Below are 14,328 nucleotides of genomic sequence, written 5' to 3'. Positions count from 1 at the left end.
GCCCGGCGGAGGGATCAGGCCTGACCGCCCGGAGCCGGGCACGGTAGGCCACAGCCCTCAACCTGGAACACGACGAGCCGAGCTACCCCGCCAACCGCCAGCGCCCGTTTCGCGCGACCAGCGTGGTGAGCGCCTGCGGCATGAGGCCGGAGTGGTTGTCGGGCGTCATGCGGATCGGGCCGGAGAGGCCGTCGATCTGGGACGTCTCCAGCACGTCGCGGATGCCGTTCCGGTCGACCTTCCCGGCCGGGCCGCCGGCCCGCAGTTCGGCGTCGGCGATCAGCTGGATCGCGTCGGCGGCGAAGGACGAGGCTCCGTTGTAGCCGCCGAAGCGGGCCGTGTAGTCCTGGAACCACTGCCGCCGGGCCGCCTTCGCCGGGGTGGTGGCGATCACGTCGTCGATCACCATGGTCTGGGTGAAGATCAGCGTGGCCCGCTCGGTGGCTCGGGCCGCGGCGCCGAGGAAGAGATCGCCGGCCGCTCCCGCGTCGAAGAACAGCGCCCCCCGGAACGAGGCCTGTTGGGCGCTGGTCGCGGCCAGCGCGGCCTGCTCCGGCGGTGTCCAGACGACCAGCGCGTCGGGCTTGAGCTTGGTGAGTTTGTCGACCTGCTGGCCGACCTCGGTGTCGGTGGTCTTCACCGACTCCTCACCGGCCACCTTGATGCTTGCCTTGGTCAGTTCGCGGCGCAGTGCGAGCATGCCTTCCCGGCCGTAGTCGTCGTTGCTGGCGAGCAGGCCCACCTTGCGGACGTTCTTGCGACGCAGTTCGGTGGTGAGCGCCGCGGCGCTGTCCGCCGCGTTCGGGCCGAGTTTGAACACGTAGCGCCGCTCGGCGACCGGGCTGGCGATCGCACCGGAAGCGGCGAGCGCAATGGTGGGAATCCGCTTGTCGTTGATGATCCCGACCGCGCCGACCGCGCATTCGTTACAGCCGCCCATGACGATGGCGCTGACTTGGGAATCGCTGCTGAACTCGGCGATGTTGCGCAGTGACTCGGCGGCGTCGGAACGGTTGTCCTTGACCTTCAGATCGATCTTCCGGCCGTTCAGTGCTCCGGAGGAGTTCAACTGCTCGACCTTGAGTTTCAGGGCCCGCTGGTATGTCTGACCGACGGGGGCCGCAGCCCCGGAGAGTTCGAGATCGGCAGCGATCACGATCGGACTCGTGTCCTGCTCCGCTCCACCGAACTGGCAGCCGGTGAGCGTGGTGGCCACTACGGCCGATGCGAGCGCCGCGATGGTCGCGGAGCGGATGGGGCTCAACTCAGTCCTCCAGGTGCGGGCGCGGGCGCTGCCCGGTCACCGCCGCTAATCCGTCCTCAGTGGAGGACGGGATCTCCTCTGCCGTACGGTGTGCGCGAAGCCTGCAAAACCTTGCCAATGGCCGGCGCTGTGGTCAAGCGCGGACCCCGGTTGCATTTTCGGGACGGTCATCCCACATGCTGGGGTAACACAATGTTTGCAAAAGCTCACCTTGCATACACGCGTGACCACTCTGGAGTTACATGCCCTGTTCAGGGGCTTGCGGAAATGAAGGTATCAGTTGACCGGATCAGGGGTTCCGCGCCGTCCGACCGTTTCCTGCCTCACTGCGGCTTCCCAAACACGATCTTCTCTGATGAAATCGCGGCCGTGCCGCACGTGGTCCCCTCCGCTTACGGCACGGCTCGGCGGGCCAGGCGGGGAAGAAACGACGGAGGCGATGTCGTGAGCACCGGACCGACGACCCTGCCCGCGCTCGGCGAGAATGTTCGGCGTACGCGCCGGCGCCTGCCGAGACTGCGGGACGCCCGGATCCGGTCCAAGCTGGCGCTGATTCTGGTCGTTCCGGTGGCCGCCGTTATCGCGCTGGCCACCGTCCGGCTGATCTCGGTGGGCGAGGGCGCCTACGACGCCACCCGGGCCCGGTCGCTCACCGCGCTCTCCATCGACGTCAGCGCGCTGACCCAGGATCTCCAGGCCGAGCGGATGGCCGCGGCGGCCTACCTGGCCGCTCCGCAGCAGCCCGCCGACGCGTACAACCTGCGGGTGCGCCAGACGCAGCAGCGCGTGGACCAGTACAACGCCGAGCGGGGCCGCATCGGCGACGTGCCGGCGGCGCTGCGGGACCGGCTGGCGGCGATCGACGACCACCTGTCCACCCTGGACGGCACCCGCCAGGAGGTGCTGGACCGCCGGCAGATGGCGGTCGCCGAGGCGGTGCTGCGCTATGGCGTCATCCTCACCGACCTGGTCGCCTACGGCGACGGGCTGGCCCAGCTGCCCGGCGACGAGAGCCTGTCGGACAGCCGTCGCGCGGTCGCCGCGTTCGCCCGCGCCAAGGCGTCCGTCGCCGAGGAGGAGGCGGTCGCCTTCACGGCGCTGACCGCCGGCCAGCTCGACCCGGAGCAGTTCTCCTCCTTCGTGGCCACGCTGACCAGCCAGCAGGAGGCACTGGTCGCCTTCTCGCTCGCCGCTGACCCCGTGCAGCGGGCCCTCGTCGACAGCACCGTCTCCGGTGACGCGGTCGGCCTCTCCGACCGGGTCGCCACCGACATCACCCGCTCCGTCGGGCAGCGCCCGCTGGTCAGCGCGCAGGACGCCACCGCCGCCATCGGCGCGGTCAACGACCTGATGCGCTGGGCCGAGACCCAACTGCAGGACCGGCTGCTCGAGCAGGCCGACCAGGCGCGTTCGGACGTCATCCGGCAGGCCGTGGTCGAGTCGATCCTGGTGCTGCTCACCCTGATCATCGCGGTGTCGCTGGCCGTGGTGCTGGCTCGATCGCTGAACCACTCGCTGCGCCGGCTGCGCGAGGGCGCGCTCTCGGTGGCCAACCACGACCTGCCGGACGCCGTGCAGCGGCTGCAGAACATGGGCAGCGTGGGTGACGGTGGCGTGGACGAGATCGTCCGCCAGGTCCGGGACCCGATCCAGCTGAACAGCCGTGACGAGGTCGGTCAGGTGGCGTTGGCCTTCAACGTCGTCCACCGGGAGGCGGTGCGGGTCGCCGCCGAGCAGGCCGCACTGCGCACCAGCGTCTCGGCGATGTTCCTCAACCTGGCCCGCCGCAGTCAGACCCTCGTCGACCGGATGATCGGCGAGCTGGACGCGATCGAGCGCGGCGAGGAGGACCCGAAGCGGCTGGCCCAGCTCTTCGAGTTGGACCACCTGGCCACCCGAATGCGCCGTAACGACGAGAACCTGCTGGTCCTGGCAGGCGCCGACTCCGGCGCACCGCGCCGCGACGACGCGTTGGTCGTGGACGTGCTGCGCGCCGCGCAGTCCGAGGTGGAGCTCTACAACCGCATCGAGTTCGGCACCGTCGACACCGACATCTCGGTGGCCGCGCACGCCGTCAACGACGTGGTACGCCTCGTCGCCGAGCTGCTGGACAACGCCACCCGGTTCTCGCCGCCGAACACGACTGTCGTCGCCGACGGTCGCCGCATCCGCGACTACGTCCTGATCCAGATCGAGGACCGCGGGCTCGGCCTCACCGACGAGCAGCTCGACTCGCTCAACCGCCGGCTGGCCGCCCCGCCGAGCGTGGACGTCGCCGCGTTCCGGTTGATGGGTCTGGCCGTGGTGAGCCGGCTCGCCTCCCGCTACGGCATCAGGGTGGAGCTGCGCCGCAACGTCGAGGGCGGCACCGTCGCCCAGGTGACGCTGCCCGCCGCCACCGTGCTCCTGCCCAGCAACCGGGGCCGCGAGCAGGTGCTCACCCGTCCGCGCCAGCCGATGGCGGTCGAGCAGACGCCGCTCACCCCGGTCAACCACGCCGAGTCGTACGCCGGGGCCACCACCGCGGCGGCGACGCTGCCCGACCAGTGGCGGACCAGCGCCCCTGCGCCCGCGCAGTGGCAGTCGCCGGTCGACGCGCGGGACACCGCCCCGGCCGTGCAGGCCGGCGGCTACACCGGGGCCCGCCCGACGGTGCCGCCCGCCGCCGCGCCGGCCACCCCGGTCCCCCCCGCCCGAACCGCGTACAGCAACGGCGCGGGCACCTCGGTGGGCAGCCCGACCGTGGCGTACCCGACCATCGACGCGCTGCCCCGACGCGGCTCGACGGCCGACACCACGGACGGTCGGAGCGCGCCGGTGCTGCCCGTCGGGCCGGTCGCCGGTCCCGGAGCGGTCGCCCCGCCGGCGCCGCCCGCGACGTCGGCCCCGCCCGTGCAGCCCGCCCCGCCGGCCACGCCGCCGACGCCCGCCGCACCGGTCAGCACCCGGCCGGAGTTCCCCGCCGAGGCGCCGATCTTCCGGGAGATGGAGGCGGTCTGGTTCCGGTCGCACGGCGACGACGCCACCGCGATCTTCACCCGGCCGCAGTTCGACACACCGCCCGCGCCCGCCGACGCCGGCCTGCGGGCGGCCAACGGCGGTCAACCGGCCACCGCGTCCGCGCCGGCGACCGCGCCGGCCCGACCGCCACTGCCCACCCGCACCCCGGGCAGTTCCGAGGGCACCGGAGCGCAGAGCGTGGGAAGCATGGACGGATTCGGCGGTGCGAGCACCGGCGGTCGTGGCGGTGCGAGCACCGGCGGTCGTGGCGGTGTGAGCACCGGCGGTCGTGGCGCCTCGACGCCGAAACCACCGCCGTCGTACACCCCGCCGGCCGTCCCGACCGCGCCGGTAGCGGCCCCCGCCGCCACGGCGAGCACGCCCCCGCCGGCCACGGACCCGGACGCCTGGCGGACGGCGGCCGACGAGGGCTGGTCGCTGGCCAGCCGGGCCGCCGAGCCGGCCGCCGCCGGCACCACCCGCTCGGGTCTGCCCAAGCGGGTGCCGCAGGCACAGCTCGTGCCGGGTGGCATCGAACCGAAGGGTGGCCGGGACCGCAGCCGGCGGACCCCCGATGAAGTACGCGGCCTGTTGTCGGCCTACCACCGCGGCGTACAGCGTGGTCGGACGGCCGGCACGGACCTGAACAGCACCTCGACCAAGGAGAGCCGATGAACAGGCCAGCTGCCATGCAGGACATGGGTTGGCTGCTCACCAACTTCGCCGACAGCGTGGCGGGCATCGCCCACGTGGTGGCGGTGTCCGCCGACGGGCTGCTGCTCGCGTCCTCCCGGGACCTGCCGGGGGACCGGGCGGACCAGCTCGCCGCGATCACCTCCGGCGTGGTGAGCCTGACCGAGGGCGCGGCCCGGATGTTCAGCGCGGGCGGGGTGTTGCAGACCGTCATCGAGATGGACAGCGGTTACCTCTTCCTCATGTCGATCAGCGACGGCTCGTCGATGGCCGTGCTGGCCGCGCGGAGCTGCGATGTGGGCCAGGTGGGCTACGAGATGGCGCTGCTGGTGGAGCGGGTCGGTGCCGCGCTGGTGCCGCTGCCGAGGGACGCGGTGCGTTCGTAGCGCCGGTAGACCCGGCGCGCGGACCGCGCGCCGGAACAGGGATGGGAGGCGGTGTGGGCCGGCTCCGCTGGGGACGAGGAGGTGATCATGGATGGACCAACGGCGCGCTGACCCGCGCGGCGCTCTGGTGCGTCCGTACGCGGTCACCCGTGGTCGTACCGAGCCCCGGCAGGACATCGCCCTCGAGGCGGTCCTCACGGCCTCTCCCACTCAGGTTGCCGAGTCCCGTTTCGCGGGGCACGACAAGCACCGCATCGCCACCGTCTGCGAGGGCCGTGCACAGTCGCTGGCGGAGATCGCCGCGTACACCCGGATGCCGCTGGGCGTCGCCCGGGTACTGGTCGCCGACATGGTGGCCGAGAGCCTGCTGACGTTACACACTGCTGCTCCCGCCGAGGGGTTCGAGGAGCGGATGGAACTGCTTGGAAGGGTGCTAAGTGGACTTCGCAGGCTATGACCCCCCCGCTGGGGGGCGGCCGAGCCGGGGAATCGTCTCCGCGAAGATCGTCGTCGCGGGCGGCTTCGGCGTCGGTAAGACGACCCTCGTCGGCTCGATCTCCGAGATCACGCCGCTGACGACCGAGGCGGTGATGACAGCCGCGGGTGTCGGTATCGACGACCCGTCCAAGGTGCCGGGCAAGGAGACCACCACGGTCGCCATGGACTTCGGCCGGATCACCATGGCCCAGGACCTGATCCTGTACCTGTTCGGTACGCCGGGTCAGACCCGCTTCTGGTTCATGTGGGACGAGATCATCCGAGGTGCGGTGGGTGCCGCCGTCCTGGTGGACACCCGCCGGATCACCGACGCGTTCGCCCCGCTGGACTACTTCGAGAACCGCAACCTGCCGTACGTGGTGGCGCTGAACCGGTTCGACGGCGCTCCCCAGTACGAGCTGGAGGAGATCCGCGAGGCGCTGGCCATCTCGCCGCAGGTGCCGTTGGTGATGACCGACGCCCGGCACCGGGATTCGGTCAAGCAGGTGCTGGTGACGGTGGTCGAGCACGCGATGCTCCGGCTCCAGGCCGAGCACGGTCGGGGCTTCCCCACGCCGGTCGGCTGAACCACCGCGTCGTGGCCGGCACACCAGGGCCGGCCACGACGCGTCAGTCGACCCGGAGCCGGTAGCCGCGCTTGACCACGGTCTGCACCACGCGCGGCGCGCGCAGGCCGGCCCGCAGGCGTGCCACCGCCATCTCCACCGCGTGCTCGTCGGCGCCCCGGGGGAGGGTCCGCAGCAGCGCGGTGCGCGACAGCACCCGTCCGGGGGCCTGGGCCAGCGCCCGCAGCACCGCCATGGGGGCGGGAGCCAGCGGGCGTAGTTCCCCGTCGATCACCGCCGCGTGCCCGCGCAGGGTGAGCAGGTGCCCGCCGGCCTTGAACGTCAGGGTCCGGCGGGGCAGTTCGTCGACGATGGTCCGCACCAACGCGCCCAGCCGGGCCCGCCCTGGCGCGCTCACCGGCACCCCGTGGCGCAGCAACGGCTCGGCGGTCACCGCGCCGACGCAGCTGGCCAGCACGTCGCTGCGGAGCGCGGCCACCACCGCGTCGGTACGGTCCCCGGCGGCCCGCAGCAGCGCCTCGGCCGCCGGTGCCGAGGTGAACGTCACCGCGTCCACCAGCCGGCCGGCGATCAGGTCGATCAACCGGTGCAGCGGCGCCGGGTCGGTCGGCGGCGCCCAGCGGTAGACCGGCACCTCGATCACCGTGGCGCCGGCCGCCTCCAGCGCGAGCGTGCACTCGGGCTGCCGCTCACCGTGCAGCTGCATGGCGATCACCTGCCCGGCCACGCCACGGCGGCGCAGGTGATCGACCACCTCGTCGCAGCTCTCCGACGCCGGTGACCACTGGTCGTGCAGCCCGGCCGCGCGGATCGCGCCGCGTGCCTTCGGGCCCCGGGCGACGACGTACGAGCTGGCGAGCACCGAACGCAGTGGTTCGGCCAGCCCCCAGCCCTCGGCCGCCTCCAGCCAGCCGCGCATCCCGATGCCGGTGTTGGCCATCAGGATGTCGGGTGGCTGGTCCAGGCAGGCGCGGGTCGCCTCGCGCAGTTCCGTGTCGTCGGACAGCGGCACGATCCGCAGCGCCGGGGCGAGCACCACGCGGGCGCCGCGGCGTTCGAGCAGCGCGGCCAACTCGTCGCGCCGCCGGTCGGCGGTCACCCCGATGGTGAAGCCGGCCAGTTCTTCCCGCATCAGCCCTCCCGTCGCAACCGCACTTCGACGATCCCGTCGTGGCAGCGCGTGTCGTGCCGGGCCACGGCCATCCCGGGCAGGTCGAGGCACTCCCCGGTGCGCAGGTCGTACACCTGCTTGTGCAGCGGGGAGGCGACCGTCGGCACGCTGCCGCGGCTGCCCACGATGCCCCGCGACAGCACGTACGCCCCGGAGACCGGGTCGCGGTTGTCGATCGCGAACAGCCCGTCCACGGTGTGGAAGAGGGCGACCTGCACGCCGTCGACCAGGGCGGCGGCGCCCCGGTTCGGCTCCAGCCGGTCCAGCGGGCACACCGGGGTCCAGGTCAGCGTGGTGGTGGGGCTCATCGCCGTACCCCCGGAAGGCCGAGGGTGACCGGCTGCCGGCGGTGACCGCCGGGCGGACCGTCACCACGCGCGGGCACCGGCTGGCCGCGCTCCTGCGCGAAGGTGATCGACGGGTCGGGCACGTCGGGGGCGTTGACGAAGGAGGTGTAGCGGCGCAGCCGCTCCGGGTCGTCCAGCACGTCGCGCCACTCGTCGGAGTACGACGCCACGTGTCGGGCCATCGCCGCGTCCAGGTCGGCGCAGAGCCCCAACGAGTCGTCCACGATCACCGCGCGCAGGTGGTCCAGGCCGCCGTCCATGGCCTCGATCCACCCGGCGGTGCGTTGCAGCCGGTCGGCGGTGCGGATGTAATACATTAAAAATCTATCGATTAGTCGAATCAGTGCTTCTGTCGACAAATCAGTGGCGAACAGGTCGGCGTGGCGGGGCCGGAAGCCGCCGTTGCCGCCGACGTAGAGGTTCCAGCCGGTCTCGGTGGCGATGATGCCGAAGTCCTTGCTGCGGGCCTCGGCGCACTCCCGGGCACAACCGGAGACCGCCGACTTGAGCTTGTGCGGCGCGCGCAGCCCGCGATAGCGCAGCTCCAGCGCAACGGCCAGCCCCACCGAATCCTGCACCCCGTACCGGCACCAGGTCTCGCCGACGCAGGACTTCACCGTGCGCAGCGCCTTGCCGTACGCGTGGCCGGACTCGAAACCGGCGTCCACCAGGCGTCGCCAGATCTGCGGCAGCTGCTCCACCCGGGCCCCGAACAGGTCGATCCGCTGCCCGCCGGTGATCTTCGTGTAGAGCTGGAAGTCCCGGGCGACCTCGCCGATGACGATCAGCTTCTCCGGGGTGATCTCGCCGCCGGGGATGCGGGGCACCACCGAGTAGCTGCCGTCGCGTTGCAGGTTGGCCAGGAAGTGGTCGTTGGTGTCCTGCAACGACGCCTGCTCCCCGTCGAGCACGTGGCCGTTGCCCAGCGAGGCGAGGATCGACGCCACCACCGGTTTGCAGATGTCGCAGCCGCGTCCCCGGCCGTGCTCGGCGACCAGCCGGGAGAACGTGCGGATGCCGCGGACGCGGACGATCTCGAACAGCTCGCGGCGACTCACGTCGAAGTGCTCGCACAGCGCCGTGGACTGTGCCACGCCGGCCGCGTCCAGCAGCTGCTTGAGCATCGGCACGCAGGAGCCGCAGCTCGTGCCCGCCCGCGTGCACGCCTTCAACGCCGGCACGTCCGCGCAGCCGCCCGCGATGGCGTCGTCCACGTCGCCGCGGGTGACCGCGTTGCAGGAGCAGACCTGGGCGGTGCCGGGCAGCGCTCCGGCGTCCGCGCCGCCGCCGTCCGGGGCGAGCAGCGCCAGCGGAGCGGCCGGCAGCGGGCCGCCCACACTGGCCCGCAACGTCGGGTACGCGCTGGCGTCACCCACCAGCACCCCGCCCAGCAGAGTGTGCGCGTCGTCGGAGAGGACCAGTTTCGCGTACACCCGGGTGGCCGGGTCGGTGAACGTGACGTCCAGGCAGTCCTCGGTGGTGCCGTGCGCGTCGCCGAACGACGCCACGTCGACACCGAGCAGTTTCAGCTTGGTGGCGGTGTCCGCGCCCGGGAAGGTCGCCGCGCCGCCGACCAAACGGTCGGCCACCACCTCGGCCGTCGCGTACCCGGGGGCGACCAGGCCGTGGCAGGTGCCGTCGACCGCCGCGCACTCACCGACGGCCCAGACGCGCTCGTCGGCGCTGCGGCAGGTCGCGTCGACGAGCACCCCGCCGCGCGGACCCAGCGGCAGGCCGGCGGCCCGCGCCAGCTCGTCGCGGGGCCGGATGCCGGCGGCCACCACGACCAGCTCGGCGTCGACCACGCGGCCGTCGGACAGCTCCAGGGCGTCGACCGCGCCGTCGGCGCCAGCCCGGATCGCGGTGGTGGCCACCCCGAGGTGGGTACGCACACCCAGCTCCTCGACGTAGCGGCGCAGCATCGCACCACCGGCCTGGTCCACCTGCACCGGCATCAGCCGGGGCGCGAACTCGACCACGTCGGTGCTCAGGCCGAGCAGGCGCAGGGCGTTCGCCGCCTCCAGCCCGAGCAGTCCGCCGCCGATCACCGCGCCGACCCGCCGGCCCCGCGCGTACGCCCGGATCGCCGCCAGGTCGTCCAGGGTCCGGTAGACGAACACGCCGGGCAGGTCGGCGCCGGGCACCGGCGGCACGAAGGGGTACGACCCGGTGGCCAGCACCAGCGCGTCGTAGCCGTACTCGCCGACGGCGGTGGTCACCACCCGCCGGGCGCGGTCGATGGCGGTGGCCGGCTCACCCAGGCGCAGTCGCACACCGTCGTACGGGGTGTGCACGTTGAGCTCGTCCTCGCTCACCCCGTCGAAGTACGCCGAGAGCCGCACCCGGTCGTACGCCGGACGCCCCTCCTCGGCCAGCACGGTCACCCGCCAGCGGCCCTGCGGATCACGGGCGCGCAGCGCGTCGACGAAGCGCTGCCCCACCATGCCGTTGCCGATGACGACCAGGTCCCGACCGCTCATCGCGTCACCTCCACCGATTCCGCTTCGGACAGCCAGTCGACGATGCCGCCGACCGCGTCCCGGCATCCGCCGCATCCGGTGCCGGCCCGGGTCCCCGCCACCACCGCGTCGACCGTCCGCGCGCCGGAGCGCCAGCACCGCACCAGCGCTCCCTTGGTGACGGTGTTGCACTGGCAGACGACTGCCGCGTCCGGCATCAGCGCCGGTGACGCGCTCGGCGCCGCGACGGCCCCGCCCAGCGCCCGGCCCAGCAGCAGGGCCCGCCGGTCGGCCGGCACCGGGTGACCCCGGTCGAAGAGCTGGATCACCGTGCCGACCGAGGGGTTGTCGCCGAGCAGGATCGCGCCGATCAGCCGCTCGTCGTGGATCCGTAGCCGGGCGTACGTGCCCCGGGCCGGGTCGGCGAAGGTCAGCTCCTCGCCCGGCCCGCCGCCCGCCGCGTCGCCCATCGCGGCCAGGTCGATTCCGGCCGCCTTGAGTCGGGTCACCACCGGCCGGGGTCGGTAGCGGGCCAGCGGGTCGGTGCCGGTCAGCACGTCGGCGAGCACCCGGGCCTGGGCCCAGGCGGGTGCGACCAGCCCGGTGATCGCGCCGTCGTGCTCGGCGCAGTCGCCGAGCGCCGAGACCCTCCGGTCGTTGGTGCGCAGCCGGTCGTCCACCACCACGCCGCGCCGCACGGTCAGCCCGGCGGCCTGCGCGAGGGCGGTGTCCGGGCGTACCCCGCAGGAGAGCACCAGCAGGTCGGCGTGCAGCGACCGGCCGTCGGCCAGGTCGAGGCGGACGCCGGTGTCGTCGGCGACGACTCCGGTCGCCGGCACCGCGAGCTGGATGGTGACGCCGAGCCGGGCGAGCGTGCCGGCGAGCACCGCGCCGGCCGCGGGGTCGAGCTGCCGTTCCATGAGGTGCCCGGTGTGGTGCACGACGGTGGTGGCGAGCCCCCGGGTGGCCAGGCCGCGGGCGGCCTCCAGGCCGAGCAGCCCACCACCGAGCACGATCGCGCTGCGGGCCCCGTCGGCGACGGCGAGGATCCGGCGGCAGTCGTCCAGGGTCCGGAAGGGAACGACCCGCTGCGGCAGGTCGGTCGGGTCGAGGCCGGGCAGCGGCGGCACCACCGCCCGCGCGCCGGTGGCCAGCACCAGGTGGTCGTAGGAGATCCGTTCGCCGTCGCCGGTGCGGACCTCGCGGGCGGGCCGGTCCACCGCGGTCACCGGCACGCCGGGGCGCCTGTCGATGCCGTGCCCGGCGGCCTCGGTCAGCTCCACGTCCGGTTCGGCGATCCGGCCGGTCAGCAGCGTGGAGAGCATGATCCGGTTGTACGCGCGGTGCGGCTCCGCCCCGAGCACGGTGACCTTCCGGTCTCCCTCGCGGGCGTGCAGCTCGGCCGCGAGCCGGGCACCGGCCATCCCGTTGCCGACGATCACCACTCGGGCCGTCATGCCTTCTCCACCCGGACCGCGCAGATCTTGAACTCGGGCATCCCGGAGATCGGGTCCACCGCGTCGTTCGTCACCGAGTTGGCTCGGCCGGCGCCGGGCCAGTGGAACGGCGCGAAGACCGTGTCCGGGCGGATCCCCGCGCTGAGGCGGGCCGGCGCGCGCAGCTCGCCTCGGCGGGACGTGACCCGCACCGGGTCGCCGTCGTCGATGCCCAGCCGGGCCGCCAGGTCGGGGTGCAGCTCGACGAACGCCTCGGGCGCGGCGCGGCGCAGCGCGGCCACCCGGCGGGTCTGGGTGCCGGACTGGTACTGGGCGAGCACCCGGCCGGTGGTGAAGTGCAGGGGATACGTGGCGCAGACCTCCTCGGCTGCCGGCCGGTGCTCCACGGCGTGGAACCGGGCCCGGCCGTCCGGGGTGCCGAACCGGTCGGCGAAGAGCCGTGGCGTGTCCGGCCCGTCCTCGCTGGGGCAGGGCCAGAAGACACCGTCGGTCTCGTCGATCCGGGCCCAGTCGATGCCGGCGTAGTCGGCGACCCCGCCGGCGGAGGCGCGGCGCAGCTCGGCGAACACGGTGGCCGGATCGGTCGGAAACCGCGCCGCCGCCGTCCCGGCGTCGCCCAACCTCGCCGCCAGGTCGGCGAGGATGGCCAGGTCGGTGCGGACGCCCGGCGGAGGCGGGCGCAGCGCCCGTCGACGCAGCACGCGGCCCTCCAGATTGGTCATCGTGCCGTCCTCCTCGGCCCACTGCGCGGTGGGCAGCACCACGTCGGCCAGGGCCGCCGTCTCGGAGAGCAGCAGGTCGGCGACGACCAGCAGGTCGAGGTCGCGCAGCCGGCCCTCGATCCGGGCGGCCCGGGGAGCGGAGACCACCGGGTTCGAGCCGAACACCAGCAACGCCCGGGGGCCGTCGGGGGTGCCGAGCGAGTCGAGCAGTTGGTAGGCCGGCACGCCCGGGCCGGGCAGGTCGTCGGCCGGCACGCCCCAGACACCGGCGACGTGCTCCCGGGCCGCCGGGTCGTCGATCCTGCGGTAGCCGGGGAGCTGGTCGGCCTTCTGCCCGTGCTCCCGCCCGCCCTGGCCGTTGCCCTGGCCGGTGAGGCAGCCGTACCCCGAGCCCTCGCGGCCGGGCAGGCCGAGAGCGAGAGCGAGATTGACGTACGCGGTGACGGTGTCGACGCCCTTGGCGTGCTGCTCGGCGCCGCGCGCGGTCAGGATGATCACGCGGCTGCCGGTGCCCAGCGCGCGGGCGGTCGCCTCCAGGTCGGCCACCGGCACGCCGGAGAGCTGTTCCGCGCGGGCCGGCCACCAGGCGGCGACGCTGCGGCGGACCGCGTCGAAGCCGGTGGTCCGCTCGGCCACGTACGCCTGGTCGACCCACCCTTCGGTGACCGCGATGTGCAGCAGCGCGTTGGCCACGGCGAGGTCGGTGCCGGGCAGCGGTTGCAGGTGCAGGTCGGCCTGGCGGGCGGTGGCGGTGACGCGGGGGTCGACGACGATGAGCCGGCCGCCGCCCCGGCGCTGCTCGGTGAGCCAGCGCACCAGCGGCGGCATGGTCTCCGCCGGGTTGGCGCCGACCAACAGCAGGGTGTCGGCCCGGCCGAGGTCGGCCAGCGGGAACGGCAGCCCCCGGTCGACACCGAAGGCGCGCAGCCCGGCGGCAGCCGCCGAGGACATGCAGAACCGTCCGTTGTAGTCGATGTTGCGGGTGCGCAGCGCGACCCGGGCGAACTTCCCCAGCGCGTACGCCTTCTCGTTGGTCAGCCCGCCGCCGCCGAAGACGGCGACCGCGTCCCGACCGGAGCTGTCCTGGATGGCGCGCAGGCCGGTGACGATCCGGTCCAGCGCGGCGTCCCAGGTCGCCGGGCGCAGCTCGCCGCTGACCGGGTCGCGCAGCAGCGGGGTGGTCAGCCGGTCCGGGTGGTCGAGCAGCTCGGCGGAGGTCCAGCCCTTCTGGCAGAGCCCGCCCCGGTTGGTGGGAAACTGGCGGGGAAGCACGCTCACCCCGGTGTCGTCCTCGCGCAGCGTCATGCCGCACTGAAGGGCGCAGTACGGGCAGTGCGTCGCCACCTCCCGGGGGGTACGCCCCGGTCGAGTTGCCGGCCATGCACCGTCTGTCATGTCCCGAAAGCGTGCCGCCGGGCGGTTTCCGGTCCGGGTCTCTTCTGTTTCGGTCCTGTCAAGTGGGGCTCACACCGCACAGGGGCAGCGGACGTGACGGGCGGGTGATGGCGGCCCCGGACGGACGCGTGACCAGCGGCGGCGCCGGGCCTCATCTCCTGGGACGGTCGGCGGAACGATGGTTCCTGCGTGGCCAGGGCACGCCCGGTGACGACGGCGGGGCCGGTTCGGGCTTCGGCTCGGGCTTCCGATCGGGTGGCTTGTCCGGCACAGCGCTCCCCCTAACTGTCGATCTGGAAAGGGACCGCCCGTGAGTGCTCGCCCGTGGAGATCTTGGACAGTTTCCGTTAGCTCGTAACGGAAACTGTCC

General features: G+C 73.4%; 10 protein-coding genes. 4 read left to right on the top strand and 6 right to left on the bottom strand.

All coding sequences use genetic code 11. The features are described 5' to 3' along the window. Positions 1 to 82: 82 nt before the first annotated feature. On the bottom strand, positions 83 to 1,264 hold the full coding sequence (locus ABZU46_RS26610; protein ID WP_354862017.1) for an ABC transporter substrate-binding protein: 1,182 nt from the start codon (positions 1,262 to 1,264) through the stop codon (positions 83 to 85). A gap of 444 nt (positions 1,265 to 1,708) precedes the next feature. Between ABZU46_RS26610 and ABZU46_RS26605 the strand changes: the two genes are divergently transcribed. From ABZU46_RS26605 to ABZU46_RS26590, 4 genes are all read left to right on the top strand, one after another. After that, complete coding sequence (locus ABZU46_RS26605) at positions 1,709 to 4,939, top strand: sensor histidine kinase (protein ID WP_354862016.1); 3,231 nt, start codon at positions 1,709 to 1,711, stop codon at positions 4,937 to 4,939. After that, positions 4,936 to 5,343, top strand: a complete 408-nt coding sequence (locus ABZU46_RS26600; protein ID WP_007465177.1) for a roadblock/LC7 domain-containing protein — start codon at positions 4,936 to 4,938, stop codon at positions 5,341 to 5,343. The genes ABZU46_RS26605 and ABZU46_RS26600 overlap by 4 nt, the downstream gene beginning before the upstream one ends. A 91-nt stretch (positions 5,344 to 5,434) precedes the next feature. Beyond that, complete coding sequence (locus tag ABZU46_RS26595; protein WP_007465174.1) at positions 5,435 to 5,800, top strand: DUF742 domain-containing protein; 366 nt, start codon at positions 5,435 to 5,437, stop codon at positions 5,798 to 5,800. Beyond that, positions 5,781 to 6,407, top strand: a complete 627-nt coding sequence (locus ABZU46_RS26590) for an ATP/GTP-binding protein (RefSeq protein WP_354862014.1) — start codon at positions 5,781 to 5,783, stop codon at positions 6,405 to 6,407. The genes ABZU46_RS26595 and ABZU46_RS26590 overlap by 20 nt, the downstream gene beginning before the upstream one ends. Before the next feature lie 43 nt (positions 6,408 to 6,450). On the opposite strand, the gene ABZU46_RS26585 is transcribed toward ABZU46_RS26590, so the two are convergent. Genes ABZU46_RS26585 through ABZU46_RS26565 form a run of 5 tightly spaced genes read right to left on the bottom strand, consistent with a single transcriptional unit; the run spans position 6,451 to position 13,958 of the window. Next, a complete protein-coding gene (locus ABZU46_RS26585) occupies positions 6,451 to 7,539 on the bottom strand; it encodes a uroporphyrinogen-III synthase (protein ID WP_354862012.1) in 1,089 nt (362 codons plus the stop codon). After that, the gene (gene nirD, locus ABZU46_RS26580) at positions 7,539 to 7,886 is read right to left on the bottom strand and encodes a nitrite reductase small subunit NirD (protein WP_354862010.1); all 348 of its coding nucleotides are present in this window, start codon (positions 7,884 to 7,886) and stop codon (positions 7,539 to 7,541) included. Before nirD ends, ABZU46_RS26585 begins: the two co-directional genes overlap by 1 nt. Further along, on the bottom strand, positions 7,883 to 10,405 hold the full coding sequence (gene nirB / locus ABZU46_RS26575; protein WP_354862009.1) for a nitrite reductase large subunit NirB: 2,523 nt from the start codon (positions 10,403 to 10,405) through the stop codon (positions 7,883 to 7,885). Before nirB ends, nirD begins: the two co-directional genes overlap by 4 nt. Beyond that, entirely contained in the window at positions 10,402 to 11,841 is a 1,440-nt protein-coding gene (locus ABZU46_RS26570; protein ID WP_354862007.1) for an FAD-dependent oxidoreductase, read from the bottom strand. Before ABZU46_RS26570 ends, nirB begins: the two co-directional genes overlap by 4 nt. Then, positions 11,838 to 13,958 carry a molybdopterin oxidoreductase family protein gene (locus ABZU46_RS26565; RefSeq protein ID WP_354862005.1) on the bottom strand — a complete coding sequence of 707 codons (2,121 nt, stop codon included), beginning with the start codon at positions 13,956 to 13,958 and terminating at the stop codon, positions 11,838 to 11,840. The genes ABZU46_RS26570 and ABZU46_RS26565 overlap by 4 nt, the downstream gene beginning before the upstream one ends. Positions 13,959 to 14,328 lie beyond the last annotated feature (370 nt).

Origin of the sequence: Micromonospora sp. NPDC005197 (genome assembly GCF_040608295.1) — a bacterium.
In the GTDB taxonomy this organism is placed as follows: domain Bacteria; phylum Actinomycetota; class Actinomycetes; order Mycobacteriales; family Micromonosporaceae; genus Micromonospora.
This window is presented reverse-complemented; position numbering and strand designations above follow the sequence as displayed.